The 26,897-nt window shown below is 71.5% G+C and carries 23 protein-coding genes and 1 pseudogene; 17 read left to right on the plus strand and 7 right to left on the minus strand.

The window, feature by feature from the left end; genetic code table 11:
- Positions 1-22: 22 nt before the first annotated feature.
- Complete coding sequence (locus ACH4S7_RS18445) at positions 23-1,195, plus strand: D-alanine--D-alanine ligase family protein (protein WP_398522247.1); 1,173 nt, start codon at positions 23-25, stop codon at positions 1,193-1,195.
- Positions 1,196-1,292: 97 nt separating this feature from the next.
- On the opposite strand, the gene ACH4S7_RS18450 is transcribed toward ACH4S7_RS18445, so the two are convergent.
- A complete protein-coding gene (locus tag ACH4S7_RS18450; RefSeq protein ID WP_398522248.1) occupies positions 1,293-1,766 on the minus strand; it encodes a DUF3515 domain-containing protein in 474 nt (157 codons plus the stop codon).
- 20 nt (positions 1,767-1,786) lie between these two features.
- On the minus strand, positions 1,787-2,020 hold the full coding sequence (locus ACH4S7_RS18455; RefSeq protein WP_398522250.1) for an Lrp/AsnC family transcriptional regulator: 234 nt from the start codon (positions 2,018-2,020) through the stop codon (positions 1,787-1,789).
- Between the two features lie 310 nt (positions 2,021-2,330).
- On the opposite strand from ACH4S7_RS18455, the gene ACH4S7_RS18460 reads away from it, so the two are divergent.
- Entirely contained in the window at positions 2,331-3,299 is a 969-nt protein-coding gene (locus ACH4S7_RS18460) for a thiamine-phosphate kinase (RefSeq protein WP_398522251.1), read from the plus strand.
- Positions 3,296-4,081, plus strand: coding sequence for a bifunctional hydroxymethylpyrimidine kinase/phosphomethylpyrimidine kinase (gene thiD / locus ACH4S7_RS18465; RefSeq protein WP_398522252.1), 786 nt, complete (start codon positions 3,296-3,298; stop codon positions 4,079-4,081). The genes ACH4S7_RS18460 and thiD overlap by 4 nt, the downstream gene beginning before the upstream one ends.
- Positions 4,082-4,230: 149 nt before the next feature.
- Here thiD and rpmB read toward each other — a convergent pair whose 3' ends face one another.
- The gene (gene rpmB / locus ACH4S7_RS18470; RefSeq protein WP_078877327.1) at positions 4,231-4,416 is read right to left on the minus strand and encodes a 50S ribosomal protein L28; all 186 of its coding nucleotides are present in this window, start codon (positions 4,414-4,416) and stop codon (positions 4,231-4,233) included.
- A gap of 260 nt (positions 4,417-4,676) precedes the next feature.
- Here rpmB and ACH4S7_RS18475 point away from each other — a divergent pair, with 260 nt between their 5' ends.
- The 9 genes and pseudogenes from ACH4S7_RS18475 to mutM all read left to right on the plus strand — a co-directional run bounded on the left by ACH4S7_RS18475 (position 4,677) and on the right by mutM (position 14,474).
- Positions 4,677-6,254: a DAK2 domain-containing protein gene (locus ACH4S7_RS18475; protein WP_398522253.1), complete on the plus strand. Its 1,578-nt coding sequence runs from the start codon at positions 4,677-4,679 to the stop codon at positions 6,252-6,254.
- Between the two features lie 185 nt (positions 6,255-6,439).
- Positions 6,440-8,722 carry an ATP-dependent DNA helicase RecG gene (gene recG, locus ACH4S7_RS18480; protein WP_398522254.1) on the plus strand — a complete coding sequence of 761 codons (2,283 nt, stop codon included), beginning with the start codon at positions 6,440-6,442 and terminating at the stop codon, positions 8,720-8,722.
- Between the two features lie 91 nt (positions 8,723-8,813).
- Positions 8,814-9,416 carry a 16S rRNA (guanine(966)-N(2))-methyltransferase RsmD gene (rsmD, locus tag ACH4S7_RS18485; RefSeq protein ID WP_398522255.1) on the plus strand — a complete coding sequence of 201 codons (603 nt, stop codon included), beginning with the start codon at positions 8,814-8,816 and terminating at the stop codon, positions 9,414-9,416.
- Between the two features lie 26 nt (positions 9,417-9,442).
- Positions 9,443-9,937 (plus strand): pantetheine-phosphate adenylyltransferase, encoded by a 495-nt coding sequence (gene coaD, locus ACH4S7_RS18490; protein WP_398522256.1) that lies wholly within the window; start codon positions 9,443-9,445, stop codon positions 9,935-9,937.
- Between the two features lie 135 nt (positions 9,938-10,072).
- Positions 10,073-11,404 (plus strand): cell division initiation protein, encoded by a 1,332-nt coding sequence (locus ACH4S7_RS18495; RefSeq protein WP_398522257.1) that lies wholly within the window; start codon positions 10,073-10,075, stop codon positions 11,402-11,404.
- Positions 11,405-11,625: 221 nt separating this feature from the next.
- Positions 11,626-12,264 carry a YceD family protein gene (locus tag ACH4S7_RS18500; protein ID WP_398522371.1) on the plus strand — a complete coding sequence of 213 codons (639 nt, stop codon included), beginning with the start codon at positions 11,626-11,628 and terminating at the stop codon, positions 12,262-12,264.
- 2 nt (positions 12,265-12,266) lie between these two features.
- Positions 12,267-12,440: a 50S ribosomal protein L32 gene (gene rpmF, locus ACH4S7_RS18505; RefSeq protein ID WP_052579726.1), complete on the plus strand. Its 174-nt coding sequence runs from the start codon at positions 12,267-12,269 to the stop codon at positions 12,438-12,440.
- 19 nt (positions 12,441-12,459) lie between these two features.
- A pseudogene (gene rnc, locus ACH4S7_RS18510) lies at positions 12,460-13,198 on the plus strand (ribonuclease III); the annotation flags it as partial.
- A gap of 406 nt (positions 13,199-13,604) precedes the next feature.
- On the plus strand, positions 13,605-14,474 hold the full coding sequence (gene mutM / locus ACH4S7_RS18515; protein ID WP_398522258.1) for a bifunctional DNA-formamidopyrimidine glycosylase/DNA-(apurinic or apyrimidinic site) lyase: 870 nt from the start codon (positions 13,605-13,607) through the stop codon (positions 14,472-14,474).
- A gap of 64 nt (positions 14,475-14,538) precedes the next feature.
- Here the strand turns inward: mutM and ACH4S7_RS18520 are convergent, their stop codons facing one another.
- Positions 14,539-15,399 carry a CAP domain-containing protein gene (locus ACH4S7_RS18520; RefSeq protein WP_398522259.1) on the minus strand — a complete coding sequence of 287 codons (861 nt, stop codon included), beginning with the start codon at positions 15,397-15,399 and terminating at the stop codon, positions 14,539-14,541.
- A gap of 196 nt (positions 15,400-15,595) precedes the next feature.
- On the opposite strand from ACH4S7_RS18520, the gene ACH4S7_RS18525 reads away from it, so the two are divergent.
- The 4 genes from ACH4S7_RS18525 (at position 15,596) to ACH4S7_RS18540 (ending at position 21,998) form a co-directional block, all read left to right on the plus strand.
- Positions 15,596-15,877: an acylphosphatase gene (locus tag ACH4S7_RS18525; RefSeq protein WP_392020349.1), complete on the plus strand. Its 282-nt coding sequence runs from the start codon at positions 15,596-15,598 to the stop codon at positions 15,875-15,877.
- Between the two features lie 395 nt (positions 15,878-16,272).
- Positions 16,273-16,491 carry a hypothetical protein gene (locus ACH4S7_RS18530; RefSeq protein ID WP_313943858.1) on the plus strand — a complete coding sequence of 73 codons (219 nt, stop codon included), beginning with the start codon at positions 16,273-16,275 and terminating at the stop codon, positions 16,489-16,491.
- Between the two features lie 161 nt (positions 16,492-16,652).
- Positions 16,653-20,288, plus strand: coding sequence for a chromosome segregation protein SMC (smc, locus tag ACH4S7_RS18535; protein ID WP_398522260.1), 3,636 nt, complete (start codon positions 16,653-16,655; stop codon positions 20,286-20,288).
- Positions 20,289-20,576: 288 nt separating this feature from the next.
- Positions 20,577-21,998: a sugar porter family MFS transporter gene (locus ACH4S7_RS18540; protein ID WP_398522261.1), complete on the plus strand. Its 1,422-nt coding sequence runs from the start codon at positions 20,577-20,579 to the stop codon at positions 21,996-21,998.
- A gap of 124 nt (positions 21,999-22,122) precedes the next feature.
- Here ACH4S7_RS18540 and ACH4S7_RS18545 read toward each other — a convergent pair whose 3' ends face one another.
- Both ACH4S7_RS18545 and ACH4S7_RS18550 read right to left on the minus strand, forming a co-directional pair.
- On the minus strand, positions 22,123-23,094 hold the full coding sequence (locus ACH4S7_RS18545) for an LLM class flavin-dependent oxidoreductase (protein WP_398522262.1): 972 nt from the start codon (positions 23,092-23,094) through the stop codon (positions 22,123-22,125).
- A 106-nt stretch (positions 23,095-23,200) separates the two neighbouring features.
- Positions 23,201-24,442 (minus strand): GNAT family N-acetyltransferase, encoded by a 1,242-nt coding sequence (locus tag ACH4S7_RS18550; RefSeq protein WP_398522263.1) that lies wholly within the window; start codon positions 24,440-24,442, stop codon positions 23,201-23,203.
- A 122-nt stretch (positions 24,443-24,564) separates the two neighbouring features.
- On the opposite strand from ACH4S7_RS18550, the gene ftsY reads away from it, so the two are divergent.
- Positions 24,565-25,782 carry a signal recognition particle-docking protein FtsY gene (gene ftsY, locus ACH4S7_RS18555; RefSeq protein ID WP_398522264.1) on the plus strand — a complete coding sequence of 406 codons (1,218 nt, stop codon included), beginning with the start codon at positions 24,565-24,567 and terminating at the stop codon, positions 25,780-25,782.
- A 133-nt stretch (positions 25,783-25,915) separates the two neighbouring features.
- Here the strand turns inward: ftsY and ACH4S7_RS18560 are convergent, their stop codons facing one another.
- Positions 25,916-26,590: a bifunctional DNA primase/polymerase gene (locus ACH4S7_RS18560; RefSeq protein ID WP_398522265.1), complete on the minus strand. Its 675-nt coding sequence runs from the start codon at positions 26,588-26,590 to the stop codon at positions 25,916-25,918.
- Positions 26,591-26,897 lie beyond the last annotated feature (307 nt).

Consider the following 26,897-nt stretch of genomic DNA (forward strand, 5'->3'; position numbering starts at 1 on the left):
CAACAGGTACGCTCAACCCGATATGAGCACCGACATTTTCCCCCAGAACCCCGGCCGGCAGTGTACTGAGGAGCCGCCGCGCAAGCCGCGGGTGGCCGTCGTCTTCGGCGGTCGCAGCTCCGAACACGGGATCTCGATCGTCACCGCCGGTGCCGTCCTGCGGGCCATCGACCGTACGAAGTACGACGTGCTGCCCATCGGCATCACGACAGACGGCCGCTGGGCGCTCACCGCGGACGAGCCCGACCGGATGGCGATCAGCGAACGCCGCACCCCCAGCGTCGACCAGCTCGCCGAGTCCACCGACGGCGGCGTCGTGCTCTCCGTCGACCCCGGCAACCGAGAGGTCGTCTACAGCGAGCCGGGCGCCGTGCCCAAGGCACTCGGCGATGTCGACGTCGTCTTCCCGGTGCTCCACGGCCCGTACGGCGAGGACGGCACCCTCCAGGGGATGCTGGAGCTGTCCGGTGTGCCGTACGTCGGCTCCGGTGTGCTCGCCTCGGCCGTCGGCCAGGACAAGGACTACATGAAGCGGGTGTTCATCTCCTTCGGACTGCCCGTCGGTCCCTACGAGGTGATCCGCCCTCGCGAGTGGGAGCAGGACCCGTCCGCGGCCCGTAAGAAGATCATCGACTTCGCGGGCGAGCACGGCTGGCCGCTCTTCGTCAAGCCCGCGCGCGCCGGTTCCTCCATCGGCATCACCAAGGTCGAGGACCTCTCCGGGCTCGACGAGGCGATCGAGGAGGCCCGCAGCCACGACCCGAAGATCCTGGTGGAGGCGCTGCTCCGGGGCCGGGAGATCGAGTGCGGGGTGCTGGAGTTCGAGGACGGCCCGCGCGCCAGCGTCCCGGCCGAGATCCCGCCGGTGTCGGCCCACGACTTCTACGACTTCGAGGCCAAGTACATCGACTCCGCGTCCGGTCTGGTGCCGGCCCCGCTGACCGACGAGCAGACCGCCGAGGTGCGGCGGCTCGCGGTGGCGGCCTTCGAGGCCGCCTCCTGCGAGGGACTGGTCCGGGCGGACTTCTTCCTCACCGAGGACGGCGGGTTCGTCATCAACGAGATCAACACGATGCCGGGCTTCACGCCGATCTCGATGTATCCGCGGATGTGGCAGGAGACCGGTGTCGACTACCCGGAGCTGGTGGACCGGCTGATCCAGGCGGCGCTGCGCCGCCCGACCGGACTGCGCTGAGCGCCTTCCGTACGCCGGGCCCCGGATGTGTCCGCGGGGTCCCGTCCGCCCACCGTGCGGACGGGACCCCCGCGAAGACGCTCCGCGCCGACGTTCCTCAGGGGATCTCCACGGTGACCGGCACGGTCTTGCGGACCGCGTCGGCCAGGTCGGCGAGTGGTGTCGCGTCGTGCGCGTACCGCTCGTCCATCGTCACCTCGACGTACGCCTCGCGGTAGGTGGTGGTGAACCGGGGGCCCGCCGCCCGCTCCTCCACCATCCAGTCGACGCCGTTGGCTTCCAGTCCGGTCGTCGCTTCGTTCATCTTCTCCGGCCGGGGGACGCCACAGCGCAGTACGATCGCGGCGTCGCCCCAGCCGGCGGTCAGGTCGGACGTCGGCTCCGGGTCGGTGCGTTTCTCTCCGCCGACGGTCTTCGGCAGCTCCTTGTGCAGCGCGGCGCAGAGGGCGGCCTGTTCGGGCGGGGGGCTGGGAACCGCGACCGTCGCCGCGTCCGACGCGGAGCAGCCCGCGACAGCGAGAAGCGCCACCGCGGAGGCGGAGAGCAGCACGGATCGGCCGGCAGAGGTCATCGGCCAAGCGTAGACGGGGGCTACAGGTGCACGACCGGGCAGGTCAGGGTTCGGGTGATGCCGTCCACTTGCTGGACTTTGGCGACCACGAGTCGACCCAGTTCATCGACCGTGTCGGCCTGGGCGCGCACAATCACGTCGTAGGGGCCGGTCACGTCCTCGGCCTGCATCACTCCCGGAATCTTTCCGATGGTCTCGGCGACGGTCGACGCCTTGCCCACCTCGGTCTGAATCAGGATGTACGCCTGTACCACGGAACCTCCAGGGCGGCCCGAGGATCATTTCCCCTACCGTCGGTGGGGAGACCCCAGGGGAGAGAAAGGGACGCCACGGTATCGCGTCGCCAGGCGCCGCGGGGAGACCCGCGGGCCGGGTGGCGTCGCTGATCGCGGCGGGGACGGCGGGCGGAGAGCACACGTTGACGTATCTCTTGACGGTACCGGGGCCCGTGACCGTACGGACCGCTCTCTCGACGGTACCGACGGCGCGGACGGCTCGCGAGCGCAGGCAGGCATTCCTCACCGGGGGGCTCCCCCGGCGTGACGACGGAGAGGTGAGACTCGGGTGAAGGGCACTGTGGGCGAGTTGGGGGAGTTCGGGCTCATCAGAGAGCTGACCTCCCGACTCACCTCCACCCCGGCGGTCCGGATCGGGCCCGGCGACGACGCCGCGGTCGTGGCCGCGCCCGACGGCAGGGTGGTGGCGAGCACGGATGTGCTCCTGGAGGGGCGGCACTTCCGCCGTGACTGGTCGACGGCGTACGACGTGGGCCGCAAGGCCGCCGCGCAGAACCTGGCCGATATCGCCGCCATGGGCGCGGTGCCCACGGCGCTGCTGCTCGGGCTGGTCGTCCCGGCCGAACTGCCCGTCACCTGGGCGACCGAGCTGATGGACGGCATCCGCGACGAATGCCAGGTGGCCGGGGCCGCGGTGGTCGGCGGGGATGTCGTACGGGGCGAGGTGATCACCCTCGCGATCACCGCACTCGGCGATCTGCGTGACCATGCGCCGGTCACCCGGGACGGCGCGCGGCCCGGCGACGTGGTCGCGTACACCGGTTGGCTGGGCTGGTCGGCCGCCGGGCACGCGGTGCTCTCCCGGGGCTTCCGCTCGCCCCGGGCCTTCGTCGAGGCGCACCGGCGCCCGGAGCCCCCGTACCACGCGGGTCCGGCCGCGGCCGGGCTCGGCGCCACCGCGATGTGCGACGTCAGTGACGGGCTCGTCGCCGACCTCGCGCACATCGCGGAGGCCAGCAAGGTCCGCATCGACCTGCGCTCGGGCTCCATCGACATCCCGAGTCAGATGAACGACATCGGGCAGGCGGTCGGCATCGATCCGCTCCAGTGGGTACTGACCGGGGGAGAGGACCACGCGATCGTCGCCACCTTCCCCCCGGACGCCAAACTGCCCGCCCGGTGGAAGGTCATCGGGCAGGTGCTCCATCCGTCCGCGCCGCCACAGGTGACCGTGGACGGCGCGCCCTGGCACAGCACCGGTGGCTGGGACCACTTCGGACCTACGGAGGACTCATGAATCTGCCCCGCGTGCTCACGGTCGCCGGGTCCGACTCCGGCGGCGGTGCCGGGATCCAGGCCGACCTGAAGACCATGCTGGCGCTCGGCACCCACGGCATGAGCGTGCTCGCCGCCGTCACCGCGCAGAACTCGCGGGGCGTCCAGGGGTACTGGGAGCTGCCGGTGGAGGCGGTCCGGGCGCAGTACCGCAGCGTCGTGGACGATATCGGCGTCCAGGCCGTGAAGACCGGGATGCTCGCCTCCGCGCCGCTGGTGGAGACGGTCGCCGAACTGCTCGCGGGGACCGCGGTGCCGGTGGTGGTGGACCCGGTGGGGGTCTCCAAGCACGGTGACTCGCTGCTGGCCGCGTCGGCGCTGGATTCGGTACGGCGGAAGCTGCTGCCGGTCGCGACCGTGGCCACCCCCAACCTGGACGAGGTGGCGCAGCTCACGGGAGTGGCGGTGACCGATGAGAGCGGACTGCGCCGGGCCGCCGGCGCCATGCTGGAGCTCGGGCCGCGCTGGGTGCTGATCAAGGGCGGGCATCTCGCGGGCGACGCGGTGGACCTGCTCAGCGACGGCACCGACGAACACTGGCTGCGCGCGCCCCGGCTCGACAACCGGCACACCCACGGCACGGGCTGCACACTCGCATCGGCCATCGCCTGCGGGCTGGCGAAGGGACTCGCGGTCCCGGAGGCGGTACGGGCGGCGAAGGAGTACGTGACCGGGGCGATAGCCGCCGGATTCGCCCTGGGGGACGGGATCGGGCCGGTGGACCACGGCTGGAAGCTGCGCTGAGGGAGAGCGGGCCGGGGGTACGGCAACGGCCGCCCCCGGCCGCGCGCCGCCGTCAGCCCGCGTCAGGGCACGGCAAGAAGCCGGCCCACCGAGGTGGACCGGCTTCTCAAGGCAACCGCAGGGGCTGCGCTACGACGTGACCGTCGCGGTTAGCGCGAGACCTTGCCGGCCTTGATGCACGAGGTGCAGACGTTGAGCCGCTTCGGCGTCCGACCGACCACTGCACGCACGCGCTGGATGTTCGGGTTCCAGCGACGAGACGTACGGCGGTGCGAGTGCGAAATACTATTGCCGAAGCCCGGCCCCTTGCCGCAGACGTCGCAGTTGGCAGCCACGGGTCACTCCAAAGACTTCAGGTGCACTTACAGTGAATTCCGGCATGCCGGAAATCAGTGGTGCTGATTGGTGGCTCTGCCGGGGGAATGGCCCGACTCTCATCGGGCAACCGAAGCAGCATACAACGACTGCGGCGGCAGTACGAAACTACCATGGTTCTTGCCGCCCCCACCCAGCTCCCCGTCGTTCGCCGGGGTCTACCCTGCGGTGCAACCCGCTGCCCACGGCCCCTGTGCGGCCGTACGAGGAGGATCACCAGGTGCCGCAGACCTTGGACGCCGCAGCGGTACGCACCTGGTGCTCCCTGGCGCTGGAGGCGCTCGGGCGGGAGCGCGAGGACATCGACGCGATCAATGTCTATCCCGTCGCCGACGGTGACACCGGCACCAATCTCTATCTGACCGTCGAGTCCGCCACCCAGGCCGTCGATGCGGTGTTCGCCGCGCACGAGACCGGGACCTCCGTACCCGCCACCGCGGACGCCGTACGGGCCATGGCGCACGGGGCGCTCATCGGCGCGCGCGGCAACTCCGGGACGATCCTGGCGCAGCTCCTCCGGGGCATGGCCGAGCGGATCGGCGCCGGGGACCAGCTCCCCGGCGCGCTGCTACGGGCCGCCGCACTCGCCAGGGAAGCGGTCGCGCACCCCGTCGAAGGCACCATCCTGACCGTGGCGTCCGCGGCCGCCGACGCGGCCGCGCAGGCACCCGACCGGGCCGCCGCCGCCGCGTACGACGGCGCCAGGACCGCCCTGGAGGCGACCCCGGGACAGCTCGCCGTGCTCGGCCGCGCCGGAGTGGTGGACGCAGGCGGGCGCGGGCTGCTCACCGTGCTGGGCGCGCTGGTGGAGGCCCTCTCGGGGGAGGCGCCGAAGGCACCGGCCCCGGCCCGGGTGGGCACCGTGGTGGTGGAGCCCTGCGCGGACGGCGGACCCGCCTTCGAGGTGATCTACCTCCTGGAGGCGACGGACGCGGCCGTGGCCCGGCTGCGGGCCCGGCTGGACGCCCTCGGGGACTCGCTCGTCGTCGTCGGCGGCGACGGACTGTGGAACGTCCACGTCCATGTGGACGACGCGGGTGCCGCGGTGGAGGCCGGGGTGGAGGCGGGACGCCCGTACCGGATCCGGATCACCCACTTCGACGCCGGACCGGGACCGGTACGGGAGCAGGCCCAGCGCGCGGTCGTGGTCGTCGTGCCCGGCGAGGGGCTGGCGGGGGTGTGCGGCGAGGCGGGCGCGACGACGGTGCTCGCCCGGCCGGGGGAGCCACCGGCCAGCGGCGAACTGGTCGACGCGATCCGGCGCGCACACGCCAGGGAGGTGGTTCTGCTGCCGAACTCGGCGGAGCTGCGCCACACCGCCGCCGCGGCGGCGGAACAGGCCCGCACGGAAGGCGTCCGGGTCGCGCTCATCCCGACCCGCGCGGCCGTCCAGGGCATCGCCGCCCTCGCGGTGCACGAACCGGACCGCCGCTTCGACGAGGACGTGGTCGCGATGACCGCGGCCGCCGGGGCCACCCGGTACGCGGAACTGGCCGTCGCGGAACGGCAGTCGTGGACGACGGCCGGTGTCTGTCAGGCGGGCGATGTGCTGGGCCTGATAGACGGCGACGTCGCGGTGATCGGCACGGATCTGACGGCGACGGCGCTGACCGTCCTGGACCGGATGCTGGCGGCGGGCGGCGAACTGGTGACGCTGGTCCTGGGCGACGAGGTCCCCGAGGGGGAGGCGGTGGCGGCCCGGCTGGAACGCCATGTCCGGGAGTCGCACCTGGCGGTGGACACGGTGCTGTACCGGGGCGGCCGGGGCTCGGCACCGCTGCTCATCGGGGTCGAGTAGCCCCCCGGAGGGTGCCGGCGATGCGTGCCACCGAGACGTTCCCGCGGACCGGGGACGAGACGCTCCGCCGACCGGGCCGGAGCGCGGGCACCTGTCACCGGCCCGGTGCGCTCCCGGGTCCCGCCGCACCCTCATGACCACCGGTTCTGCACAGGTGCGGGTGACTGTCGGTGCCGTGGTGTGCAATGGGTCGTGTGTCCGTGCTCGATGAACCCCTGAAGAAGACGCTCGGAGCCGCCACCGCCAAGGTGCTGGCCGACCAGCTCGACCTGCGCACCGTCGGTGACCTGCTCCATCACTACCCCCGGAGGTACGAGGAGCGGGGGCAGCTCACCCGGCTGTCCGAGCTGCCGCTCGACGAGGACGTGACGGTGGTGGCCCAGGTCGCCGACGCCCGGGTGCACACCTTCAACGGCGGCCGGGGCAAACGCCTGGAGATCACGATCACGGACGGCAGCGGCCGGCTCCAGCTCGTCTTCTTCGGCCGCGGTGTGCACAAACCGCACCAGGAACTCCTGCCGGGCAGCCGGGCGATGTTCGCCGGCAAGGTGTCGGTGTTCAACCGCAAGCTCCAGCTCGCCCACCCGACCTACGCCAAGCTGGCCGGTGAGCCGGGCGGCACCGACCCGGCCCCGGACCTCGGCGCGGGCACCGCCCTCGGCACGGAGCCCGGCGCCGGCCTCGGCATCGACGCCGCCCCCGACTATGAGGCCGTCCAGGCCGTCCAGGCTTGGGCCGGCGCCCTCATCCCCATCTACCCGGCGTGCAAGGGGATGGAGTCCTGGAAGATCGCCAAGGCGGTCGACGCGGTACTGCCCCGCGCGCGGGACGCCGTCGACCCGCTGCCACCGGCCCTGCGCGAGGGCCGGGGCTTCGTACCGCTGCCCGAGGCGCTGCTCAAGGTCCACCGCCCGCACACCAAGGCCGATGTCGAGGACGCCCGGCAGCGGCTCAAATGGGACGAGGCATTCGTGCTCCAGGTGGCGCTGGCGCGCCGTCGCCTCGCCGAGACACAACTCCCCGCCGTGGCCCGCCGACCGGTCCCCGGTGGGCTGCTCGACGCCTTCGACGCCGACCTTCCCTTCACCCTCACCGACGGCCAGGCGACCGTCACCCGGGAGATCTTCGACGATCTGGCCACCGAGCATCCGATGCACCGGCTGCTCCAGGGCGAGGTCGGCTCCGGCAAGACGCTGGTCGCGCTGCGGGCCATGCTCGCCGTGGTGGACGCGGGCGGCCAGGCCGCGATGCTCGCGCCGACCGAGGTGCTCGCCCAGCAGCACCACCGGTCCACGGTGGAGATGATGGGCGAGCTGGCCGGGGCGGGCGTGCTGGGCGCCGCCGAGCAGGCCACGAAGGTGGTGCTGCTGACCGGCTCGATGGGGGTCCCCGCGCGGCGCCAGGCCCTGCTCGACCTGGTGACCGGTGAGGCGGGCATCGTCATCGGCACCCACGCCCTCATCGAGGACAAGGTCCGGTTCCACGATCTGGGCCTGGTCGTCGTGGACGAGCAGCACCGCTTCGGGGTGGAGCAGCGCGACGCCCTGCGCTCCAAGGGGAAGCAGCCGCCGCATCTGCTGGTCATGACCGCCACCCCCATCCCCCGCACGGTGGCGATGACGGTCTTCGGCGATCTGGAGACCTCGGTGCTGGACCAGCTCCCGGCCGGACGTTCGCCGATCGCCAGCCATGTGGTCCCGGCCCAGGACAAGCCGCACTTCCTGGCGCGCGCCTGGGAGCGGGTGCGCGAGGAGGTGGACAAGGGCCACCAGGCGTATGTGGTCTGCCCCCGCATCGGGGACGGCGAGGACGAGAAGACCAAGAAGAAGTCCCAGGCGGACGAGGCGGAGAAGCGCCCGCCGCTCGCGGTGCTTGAGGTCGCGGACGAGCTGCGCGGGGGTCCGCTCGCCGGGCTGCGGGTCGAGGTGCTGCACGGCCGGATGCAGCCCGACGACAAGGACGCGGTGATGCGCCGCTTCACCGCGGGCGAGGTGGATGTCCTGGTCGCCACCACCGTCATCGAGGTCGGGGTGAACGTCCCCAACGCCACCGCGATGGTGATCATGGACGCCGACCGGTTCGGCGTCTCCCAGCTCCACCAGCTCCGCGGCCGGGTGGGCCGGGGCTCGGCCCCCGGGCTCTGTCTGCTGGTCACCGATATGCCGGAGGCGAGCCCGGCCCGCGCCCGGCTCGGCGCGGTAGCCGCCACGCTCGACGGCTTCGAACTCTCCCGTATCGACCTCGAACAGCGCCGAGAGGGCGATGTGCTGGGCCAGGCCCAGTCCGGGGCGCGCACCTCGCTGCGGATGCTCACCGTCATCGAGGACGAGGAGATCATCGCGGCGGCCCGCGAGGAGGCCGTCGCCGTCGTCCGCGACGACCCGGAGCTGACCCGTTCCCCCGGGCTGCGCACCGCCCTCGAAGCCCTCCTGGACACCGAGCGCGAGCAGTATCTCGACAAGGGCTGAGAGACTGATCGGAAAGGATTCCCGGACCGATCCCGGGTCCGGCCCGGACACCGTCCGGACCCGGCCCGGACCCGACTCTGTAAGGAACGAGATGACCCGCGTGATCGCCGGTTCGGCCGGCGGACGCCGCCTCGCCGTCCCGCCCGGCACCGGCACCCGCCCGACGTCCGACCGCGCTCGTGAAGGGCTCTTCTCCAGTTGGGAGTCGTTCCTCGGCACGCTCGACGGCGTCCGCGTCGCCGATCTGTACGCCGGCTCCGGCGCGGTCGGCCTGGAGGCGCTCTCCCGGGGCGCGTCCCACGCCCTGCTGGTCGAGGCGGACGCCCGCGCCGCCCGCGTCGTCCGGGAGAACGTCCGGTCGCTCGGACTGCCGGGTGCCGAGGTCCGTACCGGCAAAGCGGAACAGATCGTTACAGGTCCGGCCCCCGATGCCCCCTATGACGTGGTTTTCCTCGACCCTCCGTACGCCGTCACCGACGACGATCTTCGGGAGATCCTCCTCACACTCCGGACCCAGGGCTGGCTCACGGACGACGCGCTCGCCACCGTGGAACGCAGCACACGGGGCGGCACCTTCGTCTGGCCACCGGGCTTCGAGCCGTTGAGGGCCCGTCGTTACGGCGAGGGGACCCTTTGGTACGGTCGCGCCGCCTCCTCGTGCGAAGAGGCTTCCACCTGCGAAGACAGCCCATGACCGGACCGGAGAGCGAGGGACTTCCAGTGCGCCGCGCAGTCTGTCCGGGGTCATTCGACCCCATCACCAACGGACACCTCGACATCATCGGCCGCGCCTCGAAGCTGTACGACGTCGTACATGTCGCGGTGATGGTCAATCAGTCGAAGAAGAGTCTGTTCAGCGTCGACGAGCGCATGGACCTGATCCGCCGGGTCACCACGGAGTACGGAAACATCTCCGTCGAGTCCCACCACGGACTCCTCGTCGACTTCTGCAAGGCGCGTGACATCCCCGCCATCGTCAAGGGACTGCGGGCGGTCAGTGACTTCGACTACGAACTCCAGATGGCCCAGATGAACAACGGCCTCTCGGGCGTCGAAACGCTCTTCGTGCCGACCAACCCGACCTACAGTTTCCTCTCCTCCAGCCTGGTGAAGGAGGTCGCCGCCTGGGGTGGCGACGTCTCCCACCTGCTGCCGCCCGTCGTCCATGAGGCGCTGGTCCAGCGACTCGCGGAGCGGGCCGGCGAAGCCGGGTGAGCCGCTACGGCGGTCGGGGGATGACGGTTCGTCATTCGGCGACGGGGTGGCACTCCCCGCCGTAGAGTTTTTCCGTCCGGCTCGGCCGGGCCGGACGGCGGCTCCGACGTACCAGGCAGAGAGTGGCGAACCACGGTGGACGTGCAGAAGAAGCTCGATGAGATCGTCGAGGCGGTCGGGGGCGCCCGGTCCATGCCCATGTCGGCCTCGTGCGTGGTCAACCGCGCCGAACTGCTCGCCATGTTGGAGCAGGTGCGCCAGGCCCTGCCCGGTTCGCTCGCCCAGGCCCGGGAGCTGATCGGCGGCCAGGAACAACTGGTCGAGCAGGCCCGCCAGGAGGCCGAGCGGATCATCGAGGGCGCCCACGCCGAGCGCGGCTCGCTGATCTCGGACACCCAGGTCGCGCGCCGGTCCCAGGACGAAGCCGACCGGATCCTCGCCGACGCCCGCCGGGAGGCCGAGGAGATCCGCGCCGAGGCCGACGACTACGTCGACTCCAAGCTGGCCAACTTCGAGGTGGTCCTCACCAAGACCATCGGCTCCGTGGACCGGGGCCGGGAGAAGCTCCTCGGCCGGGGGCCCGGACTGGACCAGGACGGATACGCGGACGACGACGCCCCCGAGTACAGCGCGGACCCGGCGATCCTCGTCCAGCGCGCCGACGGCTATGTGGACGCCAAGCTCGGCGCCTTCGAGGCGGTGCTCTCCAAGACCCTCGAAGCCGTCGGCCGGGGCCGGCTGAAGCTGCACGGCCGCACCACCAGTGACGCGCTCGGCGAGCACATGGCCGCGCAGGACGCGGCGGCCGGTGGCCGCCACCATGCCAGTGACGCGGAGTACCTGGCCGGTCTCGCGGAGCTGGCGGACGCCGGGCCGGTGGCCGAGCGGCCCTCCCCGGCGCCTGCGGAGCGGCCGGCCGCGGTGCCCGAGCCCCGGCGCGGCGCCGTACCGCTGACCGCCGAGCCGACTCCCGCCCCCGAGCCGCTACCCGCACTGGCCACCCAGCCGCTCCACCACCCCCAGGCGCCCCCGTCACCGCCCCAGCAGCCCGCCTATGCGCCGACCGCCGAACAGCCGCCGCCGTTCCCGGACCCGTACGACCGCCGGGACCCGTACGACCAGCGGAACCAGTACGACCAGCAGGGCGGGCACGACCCCTTCGCCGGATACCAGGCCCAGGACGCCTACCCGGGCTACCAGCAGGACCCGTACGCCGGAGCCGGGTACCAGCAGCAGGGGTACGACCCCCAGCCGTACGCCCCCCAGACGCCGGAGACGTACGGCGGGCAGTACGCGCAGCAGGACCCCTACGCTTATCAGCAGCAGCAGCAGCAGCAGCAGCAGCAGCAGCAGCAGCAGCAGCAGCAGCCCGCCCAGCCGGCGGCTGCCGGCCTCGATGAGACCAGTCTCTTCGACACCAGCATGATCGACCTCGACCAGCTCCGCCGGTACGAACAGGGGCGGTGAGCCCCCGGCACCCCCGGGCAATGCGCCCCGCGGCGGTCCCGTACGGTGTTCCCCGGCCGTCCTCGCAGGCCGAGGGGGTCCGATTGGGCCCACGGCGACCGGTCAAGTATCCTGGTTCTTCGGTCGCGCGTACTGTCGTGATCTCGGCTGCTCGCATCCCTCGTCAACCAGGGACGGCAGCACCTCCCCCCAGCATTACCGGATCGAAAGTAGGAAGACCCCTGAACGCCCGCCTCGACCACCGCAACCCCCTCGTGTTCGACACGCACGAGCTGGGTCGGCGTCCCGGCGCGCTCCAGCGGCTCTCCCGCTCGATCCAGGCGCCGAAGAATCTCGGTGTCGAAGGGGTCGTCGGCGTGCCGGAGGGCGCGGCCGTGGAGATCGACCTCCGCCTTGAGTCCGTCATGGACGGTGTGCTCGTCACCGGCACCGCCCGTGCGTCGGCCGAGGGGGAGTGCGTAAGGTGTCTGGAGCCGCTGCGCCTCGATGTCGCGGCGGACTTCCAGGAGATGTTCACGTACCCCGACGCCGATGACCGGAGCCGCAGTCGTACCGCGGAGCCCGGCGACGACGCCGAGGGCGAGGACATCCTCACTCTTGAGGACGGCTTGTTCGACCTCGAACCCGTGCTGCGTGACGCGGTGGTACTCGCACTGCCGATGCAGCCGGTGTGCCGGGAGGACTGTGCCGGTCTCTGCGTCCAGTGCGGAATCAGGCTGGACGACGACCCGGACCACCATCACGATGCCGTCGACATTCGTTGGGCGGCACTGCAAGGACTCGCCGAAACCATCACGGACGGCGAGAAGGACAACATGGGCGGCGCCGAAGCGGGCGTCGACGAGAAGCAGGAGAAGTAGCCGTGGCTGTTCCGAAGCGGAAGATGTCGCGCAGCAACACGCGCCACCGCCGGTCGCAGTGGAAGGCTGCGGTCCCCGTCCTGGTTTCGTGTGAGCGTTGCCAGGAGCCCAAGCTGCAGCACATCGCGTGCCCGAGCTGTGGAACCTACAACAAGCGCCAGGTCCTCGAGGTCTGAGCGGCTGGTGAGAGGCCCGATGTCTGAGCTGTCCAATGCCAAGAAGTTGGCGGACAACGTCAACGCAGCCTCGTCCCACACGCTTCTGGAAGGGCGGCTCGGTTATCAGATCGAGTCCGCCCTTCTGGTGCGTGCGCTGACCCACCGGTCGTACGCCTACGAGAACGGCGGCCTGCCCACCAACGAGCGGTTGGAGTTCCTCGGGGACTCCGTGCTCGGTCTGGTGGTCACCGACACGCTCTACCGCACCCACCCGGATCTGCCGGAGGGGCAGCTCGCCAAGTTGCGGGCCGCGGTGGTCAACTCGCGAGCACTCGCCGAGGTCGGCCGTGGGCTCGAACTCGGTCTCTTCATCCGGCTCGGCCGGGGCGAAGAGGGCACGGGTGGCCGGGACAAGGCATCCATCCTCGCCGACACCCTGGAAGCGGTGATCGGCGCGGTCTATCTCGACCAGGGCCTCGAAGCGGCGTCGGAGCTGGTGCACCGCCTCTTCGATCCACTGATCGAGAAATCCTCCAACCTCGGTGCCGGCCTGGACTGGAAGACCAGTCTCCAGGAGCTGACGGCTGCCGAGGGTCTCGGGGTTCCGGAGTATCTCGTCACCGAGACCGGTCCGGATCACGAGAAGACCTTCACCGCTGCCGCCCGCGTCGGTGGTGTCTCGTACGGCACCGGCACCGGCCGCAGCAAGAAGGAGGCCGAGCAGCAGGCGGCGGAGTCCGCGTGGCGGGAGATTCGTGCCGCTGCGGACGAACGCGCGGTTGCCGCGAAGGCCGAAAAGGCCGAGCAGACGGCGAAGGTGGCGTCGGCGGTCGAGCCGGAGCCGTCCGGCGAATCCCAGGAGGGCGCGGTCGATCAGGCCGGGCCCGCCGAAGACTCCATCTCGTCGCAGGAACAGCAGGAACGGTCGGTGCAGCCGGAACTGTCGGGACCCGCTCCCGTACGGGCCCGGCCCACCGCGGAGCAGCCCGCTCCGGCACAGGCTGATCCGGCTCAGCCCGCTCCGGAACAGGTGGACCGGGCCTCGGCCTGAACCCCGCCCTCCGTATCGATGGCGCCGAGGCCCCTCGTCCCTCCGTGGGCGAGGGGCCTCGCCGTCTTCCCCCCGCCGGTCGGGGAGTACGCTGCGGGCGTCGTCACGAGTGTGTATGCCGAAGGAGGCCCGTGCCCGAGCTGCCCGAGGTCGAGGTCGTACGTCGCGGACTCCAGCACTGGGTCAGCGGACGCACGATCGCCGATGTGCAGGTCCTGCACCCGCGCGCGGTCCGCCGCCATCTCGCGGGCGCCGAAGACTTCAGGGCCCGGCTCAGGGGACACAGCGTCGGCATCGCCCGCCGCCGGGGGAAGTATCTCTGGCTGCCCCTCGCGGACACCGGCTCCTCGGTCCTCGGCCATCTCGGCATGAGCGGTCAACTGCTGGTGCAGCCCGAGGACGCGGAGGACGAGAAGCACCTCCGGATCCGACTCCGCTTCGACGACTCCATCGGCACCGAGCTGCGCTTCGTCGACCAGCGGACCTTCGGCGGCCTCTCGGTCCACGACAACACCCCCGACGGACTGCCCGAGGTCATCGCGCACATCGCCCGTGATCCGCTCGACCCCGCCTTCGACGACGACGCCTTCCACACCGCGCTGCGGCTGCGCCGTACGACGGTCAAGCGGGCGCTGCTCGACCAGTCACTGATCAGCGGGGTCGGCAACATCTACGCCGACGAGGCGCTCTGGCGCGCACGGCTCCACTACGAACGCCCGACGGCCGGCCTCGGCCGCCCCCGCTCGGTGGAACTGCTGGGTCATGTACGGGATGTGATGAACGCGGCCCTGGCCGTCGGCGGGACCAGCTTCGACAGCCTCTATGTGAACGTGAACGGCGAGTCGGGGTACTTCGACCGCTCACTGGACGCGTACGGGCGGGAGGACGAGCCCTGCCGTCGCTGCGGGACCCTGATGCGCAGAAGCCCCTGGATGAATCGGTCCAGCTACTACTGTCCGCGCTGCCAGCGACCGTCGCGCGCCGCCCGCGCCGCGTCGTAGCGCGCACCGCGGGGGGAACGCTCACCCCCGCCGGGGGGGACGGGGACCGTCCGGTGCGGGCCGCTCAGAAGCCGAAGTTCTGCGTCCACCAGGGGCCGCCGTCGCGCATGTCGACCCCGACCCCCAGCGTCTTGTAGTCGCAGTTGAGTATGTTCTCGCGGTGGCCCTGGCTGTTCATCCACGAGTTCATCACGGCACCGGCGTCGGCCTGGCCACGGGCGATGTTCTCGCCGCCCATGTTCGCCACCCCCGCCTGCTCGGCCCGGTCCCACGGGGTGTCACCATCCGGGTCGGTGTGCGAGAAGAAGCCACGCTGGGCCATGTCACTGCTGAAGGCACCGGCCAGCCGGGCCAGTGAGGCGTCGAACCGGACCGGGGCGCAGCCGACCTTGGCGCGCTCCTGGTTCACCAGGGCGAGCACCTCGGCCTCGGCGGCCCGCTCCGACGGCGAGGAGGCCTCAGCCAGCGAGGGCGAGTCGGACGTGTCGGCGGCCGGGGGCGGTGTGGACGGCGCGGCGGGGCGTTCGGGTGCGGGGGCCGGAGGCTTCGCCGGCGCCGGCACCTTGGGCTTCGGTGCCGGCGTCTTCACCGCCGGGGCGGACGCCGCCGCCGACGGCTTGGCCGGGCTCGGGGCGGGGGCCTTCGACGGAGACTGCGGAGGCGTGGGACGTGTGCTCGGGGACGCGCCGGCCGAACCCGCGCCGGCGTCACCCTGAGTCTGGAGCTCCGGCAGACCGTTGGCGGTGCCGCGCACCTGGCCCCCGGAGGAGGGCGAGGGGTCGTCACCGGAGACGAAGCCGACACCCCCCGGCAGCAGACCGGTGGCGACGGCCACGGCACCCATCGCCAGGGCCGCGGAGGCGCCGAGCAGCCCGGTGCGTACGGGCCTGCCCGCACGCTTGGCGGAGCTTCGATGGCGTCCCATTGCTGTGCCTTTCTTCGCAGATCGTCGACTATCGGGCCGATATACGGCCTGTTGAGGGGCGTATATCGGCCCGACAGCCGACTGACTCACCCGAACGGGTGATGTTCATTGCGTCCGGACTGTACGCCATGGCGCATCGGCGAGAAGGGGCTGATGCGCAATTCGGCGACGGCGTCCGGGCGGCTACCGTGCAGCTATGAACGATGCAGCACGGCTCACCGCCTGGGTACGCGGTCGAGTACAGGGAGTGGGATTCCGCTGGTTCACCAGGGCAAACGCTTTGGAGATCGGAGGGCTCACCGGATTCGCGCTCAATCTCGACGACGGCAGAGTGCAGATCGTGGCCGAGGGGTCACGTGAGAATTGCCACCGTCTGCTGGAGTGGTTGCGCTCCGCCGACACACCCGGCCGTGTGGACGGTGTGACTGAGATATGGGACACGCCGCGCGGTGGTTACGACGGCTTCGCGATCCGCTGACCGATCTTCGGATCCGACCGCTTCCGGACCCCCCGCCGGCTCCTGCCGCCAGCACCCGCCAAAGGCGGAAACGTCCTGGTGGTTGCCAACAAGTGCGGGTCGTGCCAGGCTGCCCGCGTGGGCATGATCTCGATGCCCCCGGGCCCCGGAGTAGAGGCTTCGCCGCTGCGTCAGCGACAGCGCGCCTCCGGGTCTGCCCCTCGATACGGACTGTGATCGTGTTGACCGTCAAACTTTTTGGTGAGACTCTGGAAGCCCCGCGCACCTTAGCTGTTTGGCAGTAAGAACCGCAGTGATATCAGCACAGTACCTATGCACTGTCGAGCACCGCGGGTGCGAATCCCTCACGACCCACACCGCATCGGTCGGTCACTCAGTGTGGAGGACCATCCATCATGGCAAAGGCGCTTCTCGGTTACGTCGGCGGTTCTGACCCGCGACTCCTCGCCGAGATGCGACGGCTTCAGCAGCGCGTCCAGGACCTCGAATCCGAACTCGTACGGATTCAGTCCGAGAACGACGCGCTCAACGCTGCCGTCGCCAAGCACCCCGGAGAGTCGTTGCTTGACGGCATCGACATCGACGTACCGCAGGCGGAGCCCGCACTCACCTGAGTCCGGTGGTCCGCTGGAGATCCATCGCGCAAGATATGCAAGGGACGCCATCGGCGTCCCTTCTTTCTTTCCCCCAAAGCCCTGTGCTCCCATCCCTTACCGTCTGATGTGCCCCCCGCCTTCCCGGGCGAAACCGGGCGGGAAAGGTAGAGTCCGGCTGCGTGCACCTCAAGGCCATGACCCTGCGCGGGTTCAAATCTTTCGCTTCCGCCACGACCCTGCGGTTCGAGCCCGGCATTACCTGTGTGGTCGGCCCGAATGGCTCCGGTAAGTCCAATGTGGTGGACGCCCTCTCCTGGGTCATGGGCGAGCAGGGCGCGAAATCGCTGCGCGGCGGAAAGATGGAGGACGTCATCTTCGCCGGGACGACCGGCCGGCCGCCGCTCGGCCGCGCCGAGGTCTCCCTGACCATTGACAACTCCGACGGCGCGCTCCCCATCGACTACGCCGAGGTCACCATTACGCGGATCATGTTCCGCAATGGCGGCAGCGAATACCAGATCAACGGCGACACCTGCCGGCTCCTCGACATCCAGGAACTGCTCTCCGACTCCGGTATCGGCCGTGAGATGCATGTCATCGTCGGACAGGGGCAGCTCGATTCGGTGCTGCACGCCGATCCGATGGGACGGCGCGCCTTCATCGAAGAGGCCGCGGGTGTTCTCAAACACCGCAAGCGCAAGGAGAAGGCGCTGCGGAAACTGGACGCGATGCGGGCCAATCTCGCCCGGGTCCAGGACCTCACCGACGAACTCCGCCGCCAGCTCAAACCGCTCGGCCGGCAGGCGGCGGTCGCCCGGCGGGCCGCCGTCATCCAGGCCGAGCTGCGCGACGCCAGACTGCGGCTGCTCGCCGACGACCTCGTGCGGCTCCGGACCGCCCTGGGCGCCGAGATCGCCGACGAGGCCGCGCTCAAGGCGCGCAAGGAGGCGGCCGAGGCCGAGCTGAGGGCGGCGCTCGCCCGGGAGGCCGCGCTGGAGGAGGAGGTGCGGCGGCTGGCGCCCCGGCTGGGACGGGCCCAGCAGAGCTGGTACGAACTCTCCCAGTTCGCCGAGCGGGTCCGGGGCACGGTCTCGCTGGCCGACGCCCGGGTGAAGAGCGCCACCGAGCAGCCCCCCGACGAGCGGCGCGGGCGTGATCCCGAGGACCTGGAGCGCGAGGCGGCGCGGGTCCGCGAGCAGGAGGCGGAGCTGACGGCGGCGCTGGAGGCGGCCGAGCACGCCCTCGACGACACGGTCGCCCACCGGGCCGAGCTGGAACGGGAACTCGCCGTCGAGGAACGCCGGCTCAAGGACGTCGCCCGCGCCATCGCCGACCGGCGCGAGGGGCTCGCCCGGCTGGGTGGCCAGGTCAACGCGGCCCGGGGCAGGGCCTCGTCGGCCCAGGCCGAGATCGACCGGCTGACCGTCGCCCGGGACGAGGCCGGGGAACGGTCGACCGCCGCGCGCGAGGAGTACGAACTGCTCCGGGCCGAGGTCGAAGGACTCGACGCGGACGACACCGAGCTGGGCGAACGCCATGACACCGCGCGGCGCGAACTGGCCGCGGCGGAGGCGGCGCTGAACGCGGCCGGAGAGGCCCTCACCGTCGCCGAACGCGAACGCGCCGCCGTCACCGCCCGCCGCGACGCGCTCGCCCTGGGCCTGCGCCGCAAGGACGGCACCGGCGCGCTGCTCGCGGCCCGGGACCGGCTGGGCGGGGTGCTCGGCCCGGCGTCCGAACTGCTGACGGTGGCCCGCGGCTATGAGATCCCGGTGGCCGCCGCCCTCGGCGCGGCGGCGGACGCGGTGGCGGTCACCAGCACGGCGACGGCGGCCGATGCGCTGCGGCTGCTCCGCAAGTCCGACGCGGGCCGTGCGTCGATACTGCTGAGCGGCGCCCCGGAGGCGTCCGCGCCGGAGCGGACCGTACGGGGGCCGGGCGACGCCCCCGGGGCCCTACCGGACCATGGCCCCGGGCCCCACCCGTACGCCGTCGATCTGGTGCGCGGGCCGGATGAGCTGATGGGGGCCGTGCGACGGCTGCTGGCCGGGTTCGTGGTCGTCGAGACGCTGGCGGACGCGGAGGACCTCGTCCACGCGCGCCCCGGACTGACCGCCGTGACCGCCGAGGGCGATGTCCTCGGCGCGCATATCGCCCACGGCGGCTCCGCCGGGGCGCCCAGCCTGCTGGAGGTGCGGGCCTCCGTCGACGAGGCCACCGCCGAGCTGACCGGGCTGACCGAGCGCTGCGCCGCGCTGACCGAGGAGAAGCGGCTCGCGGCCGGGCGGCGCGCCGAATGGGTCGCGCTGGTGGAGGAGCTGGGGGAGCGGCGCCGGGCCGCCGACCGGGAGAAGTCCGCCGTCTCCGGACGGCTCGGCGCCCTCTCCGGGCAGGCCCGTGCCGCCGAGGGCGAGGCCGAGCGCACCGCCGCCGCCGTCGCGCGGGCGCGGGAGGCGCTGGAGCGGGCCCGTGAGGAGGCGGAGGAGCTGGCCGAACGGCTGCTCGTGGCCGAGGAGACCCCGGCGGACGAGGAGCCGGACACCCAGGTCCGGGACCGGCTCGCGGCCGACGGGGCAAACGCCCGACAGACCGAGATGGAGGCCCGCCTCCAGGTCCGTACGCACGAGGAGCGGGTGAAGGGGCTCGCTGGGCGGGCGGACGGTCTGGACCGGGCGGCGCGCACCGAACGGGAGGCGCGGGCGCGGGCCGAACAGCGGCGCGCCCGGCTGCGCCGGGAGGCCGCCGTCGCCGCGGCCGTGGCCGCCGCCGCCCGACAACTCCTGGCACACACCGAGGTCTCGTTGGTCCGAGCCGATGCCGAACGGGCCGCCGCGGAGGCGGCGAAGGCCGTACGGGAGCGGGAGCTGACGGCCGCCCGGTCCCGGGGCCGCGACCTCAAGGGCGAGCTGGACAAGCTGACGGACTCGGTGCACCGGGGCGAGGTCCTGGGCGCGGAGAAGCGCCTGCGGATCGAGCAACTGGAGGCCAGGGCGCTGGAGGAGCTGGGGGTGGAGCCGGCCGGTCTGATCGCGGAGTACGGGCCCGACCAGCCCGTACCGCCGGCACCGACCGCCGACGGGGAGACGCCGCCCGACGAGGAGGCGCCGGTCGAGGGGCCCGGGGGCACGGCCGGCTCCGACGATCCCCGGTACCGGCCCGGACGTTTCGTCCGCGCGGAACAGGAGAAACGCCTGAAGTCGGCCGAACGGGCGTACCAACAGCTCGGAAAGGTGAATCCGCTGGCTCTGGAGGAGTTCGCGGCCCTGGAGGAGCGTCATCAGTTCCTCTCGGAGCAACTGGAGGACCTGAAGAAGACACGGGCCGACCTGCTTCAGGTGATCAAGGAGGTGGACGAGCGCGTCGAACAGGTCTTCACGGAGGCGTTCCGGGACACGGCCCGGGAGTTCGAGGGTGTCTTCTCGCGGCTCTTCCCCGGCGGCGAGGGCAGGCTCGTCCTGACCGACCCGGAGTCCATGCTCACCACGGGCGTGGACGTCGAGGCGAGGCCGCCGGGCAAGAAGGTCAAGCGGCTCTCCCTGCTCTCCGGCGGTGAGCGTTCGCTGACGGCGGTGGCGATGCTGGTGTCGATCTTCAAGGCCAGGCCGAGTCCGTTCTATGTGATGGACGAGGTGGAGGCGGCGCTGGACGACACCAACCTCCAGCGGCTGATCCGGATCATGCAGGAGCTCCAGGAGTCCTCGCAGTTGATCGTGATCACGCATCAGAAGCGGACGATGGAGGTGGCGGACGCGCTGTACGGCGTCTCGATGCAGGGCGACGGCGTCTCCAAGGTCATCAGCCAGCGGCTCCGCTGAGGCCCCCCAGGCGGGGGGCCCGGTCCCTGGAGCATCCGTTGCCGCTGAGCGCCTCAGACCGCGGCTGACCGCCGACCGACGCCCACCAGTGCTGACCACCGCGTCGGTGACGCGGACCCGGACGCAGTGCCGCGCCGGAGACCGGAGACCGGCCTCCGCCCGACAGCGCAGGCCGAGTGGTGGGGCGCCTGAACCTGTGCGCCACTTGAAGGGCTCGCGCTCCGCCCTCCCCGGCGGGAGTGCGCTGTCGGAGACGGCCCCAGGAGTTAACGGCCCCAGGAGTACACGTTGACCAGCACTTCGCAGCCACCACCGGCGTCGGGGGCCCGCGAGGCCCATCCGGACCATCTCGGCCACGTCATCTTCATCACGGCCTCCGCCGCGATGGGCGGATTCCTCTTCGGGTACGACAGCTCGGTCATCAACGGCGCCGTGGAGGCCATCCGCGACCGCTACGACATCGGCTCCGGCGAGCTGGCCCAGGTCATCGCCATCGCCCTGATCGGCTGCGCCATCGGTGCCGCCACCGCGGGCCGGATCGCCGACCGGATCGGCCGGATCGCCTGTATGCGGATCGCCGCCGTGCTCTTCACCGTCAGCGCGGTCGGCTCGGCCCTGCCGTTCGCCCTCTGGGACCTGGCGATGTGGCGCATCATCGGCGGATTCGCCATCGGCATGGCGTCGGTCATCGGCCCCGCCTACATCGCCGAGGTCTCCCCGCCCGCCTACCGGGGCCGGCTCGCCTCCTTCCAGCAGGCCGCGATCGTCATCGGCATCGCCATCTCCCAGTTGGTGAACTTCGGCATCCTCCAGCTAGCCGACGGCGACCAGCGCGGCGAGATCGGCGGCCTGGAGGCATGGCAGTGGATGCTCGGCGTGATGGTCGTACCGGCGCTGCTGTACGGGCTGCTCTCCTTCGCCATCCCCGAGTCGCCCCGCTTCCTGATCTCCGTGGGCAAGGTGGGCCGGGCCAAGAAGGTCCTCGCCGAGGTCGAGGGCGAACACATCGACCTGGACGCCCGTGTCGCCGAGATCGACCACGCGATGCGCAGCGAGCACAAATCCACCTTCAAGGATCTGCTCGGCAGCCGCTTCGGCTTCCTGCCCATCGTCTGGATCGGTATCGGTCTCTCGGTCTTCCAGCAGCTCGTCGGCATCAACGTGGCGTTCTACTACTCCTCCACGCTCTGGCAGTCGGTCGGCATCGATCCGACCAGTTCGTTCTTCTACTCCTTCACCACCTCGATCGTGAACATCATCGGCACGGTCATCGCGATGATCCTGGTCGACCGGATCGGGCGCCGGCCGCTGGCCCTCATCGGCTCGTCGGGCATGGCCATCGCGCTGGCCTTCGAGGCATGGGCGTTCTCCGCCACCCTGGTGGACGGCAAACTGCCCAGTACCGAGGGCACGGTGGCGCTGGTCGCCGCCCATGTCTTCGTGCTCTTCTTCGCCCTCTCCTGGGGCGTGGTGGTCTGGGTCTTCCTCGGTGAGATGTTCCCGAACCGGATCCGCGCCGCCGCGCTCGGTGTCGCCGCGTCCGCGCAGTGGATCGCCAACTGGGCCATCACCGCGAGCTTCCCGAGCCTGGCGGACTGGAACCTCTCGGCCACGTACATCATCTACGCGTCGTTCGCGGTGCTCTCGATCCCGTTCGTGCTCCTCTTCGTCAAGGAGACCAAGGGGAAGGCGCTGGAGGAGATGGGCTGACGCACCCCGGGCCTGTCGCGGCGGCACCTCTGGTCTGTCGCGGCGGCACCCCGGGCCTGTCGCGGCGGCGGCACCTCTGGTCTGTCGCGGCGGCGCTTCTGGGAGCCGCCGCGGCCCTCCCCCGTCAGGCCGTCAGCCGGGGCGCCACGCTCTCGCAGAACAGCCGGAGCGAACGCCAGCCCTCGTCCAGCGGCATTCCGCCGCACAGCGGATGCAGCACCAGGGACTCCGCGCCGAGACCGGCGCACTGGTCCGGTGTCAGCACCCGGTACACGCCCTCCGCGCGCAGCTCCGCCACCGTCGTCGCGGTGGACCGCACCGCCGAGCGGATCTCCTGGGACTGCCAGGAGGCGTAGGCCCGCGCTTCGTACAGGAAGTGTTCGCCGTACGCGGCCCAGGTGCGGTCCGGGTCCTCGGAGAGATGGAGCAGCGGGGTCTCCGCGGCGGGCATCATGGTCCAGCCGGTGGTGCCGTGGTGCACGCACTGCTCGTGGTAGTAGGCCGCCAGTTGCGGCAGGTGCGCGCTCGGGAAGAACGGCAGTCCGAGCCGCGCCGCCCGCCGGGCCGCCGCCCGGGACGAGCCGCCCACCAACAGCAGGGGGTGCGGCTGGGTGTACGGGCGGGGCGTCACCCGTACGGTCCGCCCCTGGTACGGGAACGGTTCGCCGGTCCACGCCTGGAGCAGCGTCTCCAGCAGCTCGTCCTGGAGCCGGCCGCGCCGCTGCCAGTCGACGCCGAACTGCTCGTACTCCTCCTGCCGGTAGCCGATGCCCGCGACCGTGGTCAGCCGGCCCCGGCCGATCAGATCGAGGACGGCGATCTCCTCGGCGAGCCGCAGCGGGTCGTAGAGCGGGCCGATGATCGCGGAGACGGTGACGGAGACGCGCCGGGTGGCGCCGAGTACCGCTCCGGCGAAGACGAAGGGGGACGGCAGCCAGTTGTCGCGGGCTCCGTGGTGCTCCTCGGTCTGGACGGTGTCGATGCCGTGGGTGTCGGCGTACGCGGCCATCTCCAGCGCCGCCCGGTAGCGGGCCGCGAGGGTCACGGGCGTCGCGTCGGGATCGACCAGATTGAAACGGGCCACGGTGAAGGCCATGGGGAAGTCCCCCTTCGTGGGCTGTGGAGCCGGGCGAAGGGGGACCATAGTTGACGACGCGTCAGATTGACAGAGGATCTGCCCGCGCGACGCGAGGTGGCACGACTCAGAATTCGTCCGTGGTGTGCGGCAGCAGTTCCGTACGGAGCGCGGCGCCGAGTCCCCGGGCCGCGCCCGGCGTGTGCTCGGTCACGAGCCCCGCCCGGACCAGCTCGGCGGTGTCCACGTCACCCAGATAGCCGGCCGCGAGTTCCCGTACGTCGAGGGTGAGGTCGGGAGCGTCGTCGGTACGGGTCACCAGCGCCCGGTGACCGTCCGCCCCGGCCTCCTCGGTGGTGAGGCGGTAGCGGCCCGCATTGGCCGGAATCCCCGTGTCCGTCACCTCCAGCACCAGATCGACCGGTGCCGACCAGGCGCGGCCCCGGAGCGCCGCGGCCACGTCGACCAGCCGCAGCCAGAGCGCCGGGAACTCCTGGGCGACCCTCACCAGGTCGCGGTCGCCCGCGAAGCGCAGCAGCGGATCGTCCAGCGGGCGCCCCCAGGCCCGTACCTTGTCGACCAGATCGATCGAGGCCACGTACTGCCAGAGCGCCGCCGCGACGGCGGGTGAGTCCGCCTCCAGCTCGCGCAGGTGGAGGGTGCCCCGGCCCTCGCTGTCGGAGAGCGTGCGGTAGATGACATACCCCGCGGGCACCTCGCCCGGATCGCCGATGGTCACCACCCGGGGCGCGGTGAGGTCGTCGTTCTCCTCGTCGGTCTCCGGCAGGATGTGCGTCCGCCACCAGAAGTCGTCCCGCGCCACCCGGCCCGCGCGCTCCGCCCGCGCCGCCGCGTGCCGGGCGCCGATCACCGCGGGCGCTTCCTCCGGCGGCACCAGCCGCAGCGGCCGGCCGTCGGGTGCCGTCCGCAGCTTCAGCGGCCAGCCGGCGTCGATCTCCACGGTGTACGAGCGGGTGGCCGGGTCGAATCCGAACCGGCCGTAGATGTCCGCCTCCGACACCCAGAGCGCGGCCAGCGGCTGCCCGGCCGCCGCGCACCGCCGCCACAGCTCGTCGATCATCCCGCTGAGCACCCCCCGGCGACGGTGCGTCGGCGCCACCGACACGAAGGTCACCCCCGCGCACGGCAGCTCCCCGCCGGGCACCGACAGCCTCAGCGGATGGGCCACCAGCAGTCCGACGAGGTCGTCCCCCTCATAGGCGCCGATCCGGTCGCCGTACGCCAGGATCTCGCGGTGGCGCTTCCGTACTTCGTCCTCGCAGTCCTTCTCCAGGAATACGAGGTAATGCAGGTCCAGGGCGCGGTCCAGATGCGCGTCCGAAATGGTCCGGTACTCCACGACGGTCATGAATCGGACGCTAACCCGACCGGCGCGGAAGCGTCATCCGGATTTTCCGGTGACCCTGCCCGGAGACCGTCCGGAGCGGGGGCGACCCGCTCCGCCGAGCCGTGACCGATACTGGGTGGGTTATGGAATTCGTCATCCTTGCTGTAGTCATCGCCCTGGTCGCCGTCGGCGCGATCAGCGGGCTCGTGATCAGCGGCCGCAAGAAGAAGCAGCTGCCGCCATCGGCCCCGCCCACCGCGCCGACCATCACCGCTCCGCCCGCCGAGCCGCATGTCGGCGACGAGGCGGAGACACCGCGGGAAGAACCACGCCGCACCATCGAGGAGGTCGACCTCCCGCCGGCCGACGACGCTGCCGGTACCCCGGTCGCCGTCGAGGATCCGGTGGTCGCCCCGGCCCCCGAGATCGAGGTCCCGGAACCGACCGCGGGCCGGCTCGTCCGGCTGCGCGCCCGCCTCGCCCGCTCGCAGAACTCCCTCGGCAAGGGGCTGCTCACGCTGCTCTCCCGGGAGCACCTCGACGACGACACCTGGGACGAGATCGAGGAGACGCTGCTCATCGCGGACGTCGGTGTCGCCCCCACCCAGGAGCTGGTGGAGCGGCTGCGTGAGCGGGTCCGGGTGCTCGGTACCCGTACGCCCGACGATCTGCGCGCCCTGCTCCGCGAGGAGCTGCTCACCCTGGTCCGCACCGATCTGGACCGTGCGGTCAAGACCGAGAGCGGTCTGGACACCCCGGCCGTCGTCATGGTCGTCGGGGTCAACGGCACCGGCAAGACCACCACCACCGGCAAGCTCGCCCGGGTCCTGGTCGCGGACGGCCGCTCGGTCGTCCTCGGCGCCGCTGACACCTTCCGCGCCGCTGCGGCCGACCAGCTCCAGACCTGGGGCGAGCGCGTCGGCGCGCGCACGGTGCGCGGCCCCGAGGGCGGCGACCCGGCGTCGATCGCGTTCGACGCGGTCAAGGAGGGCATCGCCGAGGGCGCCGATGTGGTGCTGATCGACACGGCCGGCCGGCTGCACACCAAGACCGGTCTGATGGATGAGCTGGGCAAGGTCAAGCGGGTCGTGGAGAAGCACGGCCCGCTGGACGAGGTGCTGCTGGTCCTGGACGCCACGACCGGTCAGAACGGTCTGGTGCAGGCGCGGGTCTTCGCGGAGGTCGTGTCCATCACCGGCATCGTGCTGACCAAGTTGGACGGTACGGCCAAGGGCGGCATCGTCGTCGCGGTCCAGCGGGAGCTGGGTGTGCCGGTGAAGCTGATCGGCCTGGGCGAGGGTCCGGACGATCTGGCGCCGTTCGAGCCGGAGGCGTTCGTCGACGCACTGATCGGCGACTGAGACCGGCGCTCGGCCGGTTCCCCCCGGACGGTCACTTGGAGTTCCGACAGTCAAAGGCCCCGTTGGACCAGTTACTTTCTTAGTAACTGGTGGTCCAACGGGGCCTTCCCTATGCCCGTCCGGTCCGGTCCCGTCACGCCGCCGAACGGTGGCAGATGTACGCCAGGGTCCCCAGCAACAACCGGGCCTCCGGCGGCGCGGTCGCCGTGGCGCCCGTACTGACGGACGGGGGTCGCAGCCAGCTCACCGGCCCCAGGCCCGCGTGGTCGGACGGCGGGGCCGTGATGTGGTCGCCGGGGCCCAGACAGTGCAGGTCCAGCTCCGCGTCGTCCCAGCCCATCCGGTAGAGCAGCTCGGGAAGGTCGTCGGCGGCCCCCGGGGCGACGAAGAACTGGCAGCGCGCGTCCGGGGTCGCCGCGACCGGGCCCAGCGGCAGGCCCATCCGCTCCAGCCGCACCAGGGCCCGACGCCCCGCTGGTGCGGGCACGTCGAGGACGTCGAAGGTCCGTCCCACCGGCAGCAGCAGCGCCGCGCCGGGTGTCCGCTCCCACGCCCCGGTCACCGTGTCCAGGGTTGCACCCGCGGGGATCTCGGTCGCGTGCGGTAACGGGTGCGCCCCCGGGGCCGGACACCGCGCCTCGCCGCAGGAACAGCCGTCAGAGGTGACCCGGGCCCCGGGCACCACCGCCCAGCCCCACAGGCCCGTGTACTCGGCCACCGCGGTGCGCTCCGTGGTGCGGCCGCGGCGCCGTGAGCCGGACCGGATGTCCCGGATCCCTCGACTGCCGCTGCCGATCGTGAAGCCCATGCCCCCTCCAACGGGTCGTGCTCGCCGGTGGTTACGACCCGAAGTCTCCCCGTGACACAGCGTCGCGAGCGGTGAAGCTTCGGCGGCGCACAGTGGCGCGAGGGGGAGTGCGGATGGCGATATGCGCCTCGGTGTGCGCTGTCGCCGCCGACCCCCGATCGTCGTGTGTCAAGTGAATCGCGCCCGGCTGAGGGGGAGTTCATTCGAAGGGGTGGCGAATGGTGGCGTTTCTGGAATCGCGCTCACGGGACGGGTGATCGTAGGATTACTTTCAGTGCTCGAACCCTTGAGTTCCGCGCACCCCCTG

The organism is Streptomyces sp. NPDC020965 (assembly GCF_044333555.1).
Classification (GTDB): Bacteria; Actinomycetota; Actinomycetes; order Streptomycetales; family Streptomycetaceae; genus Streptomyces.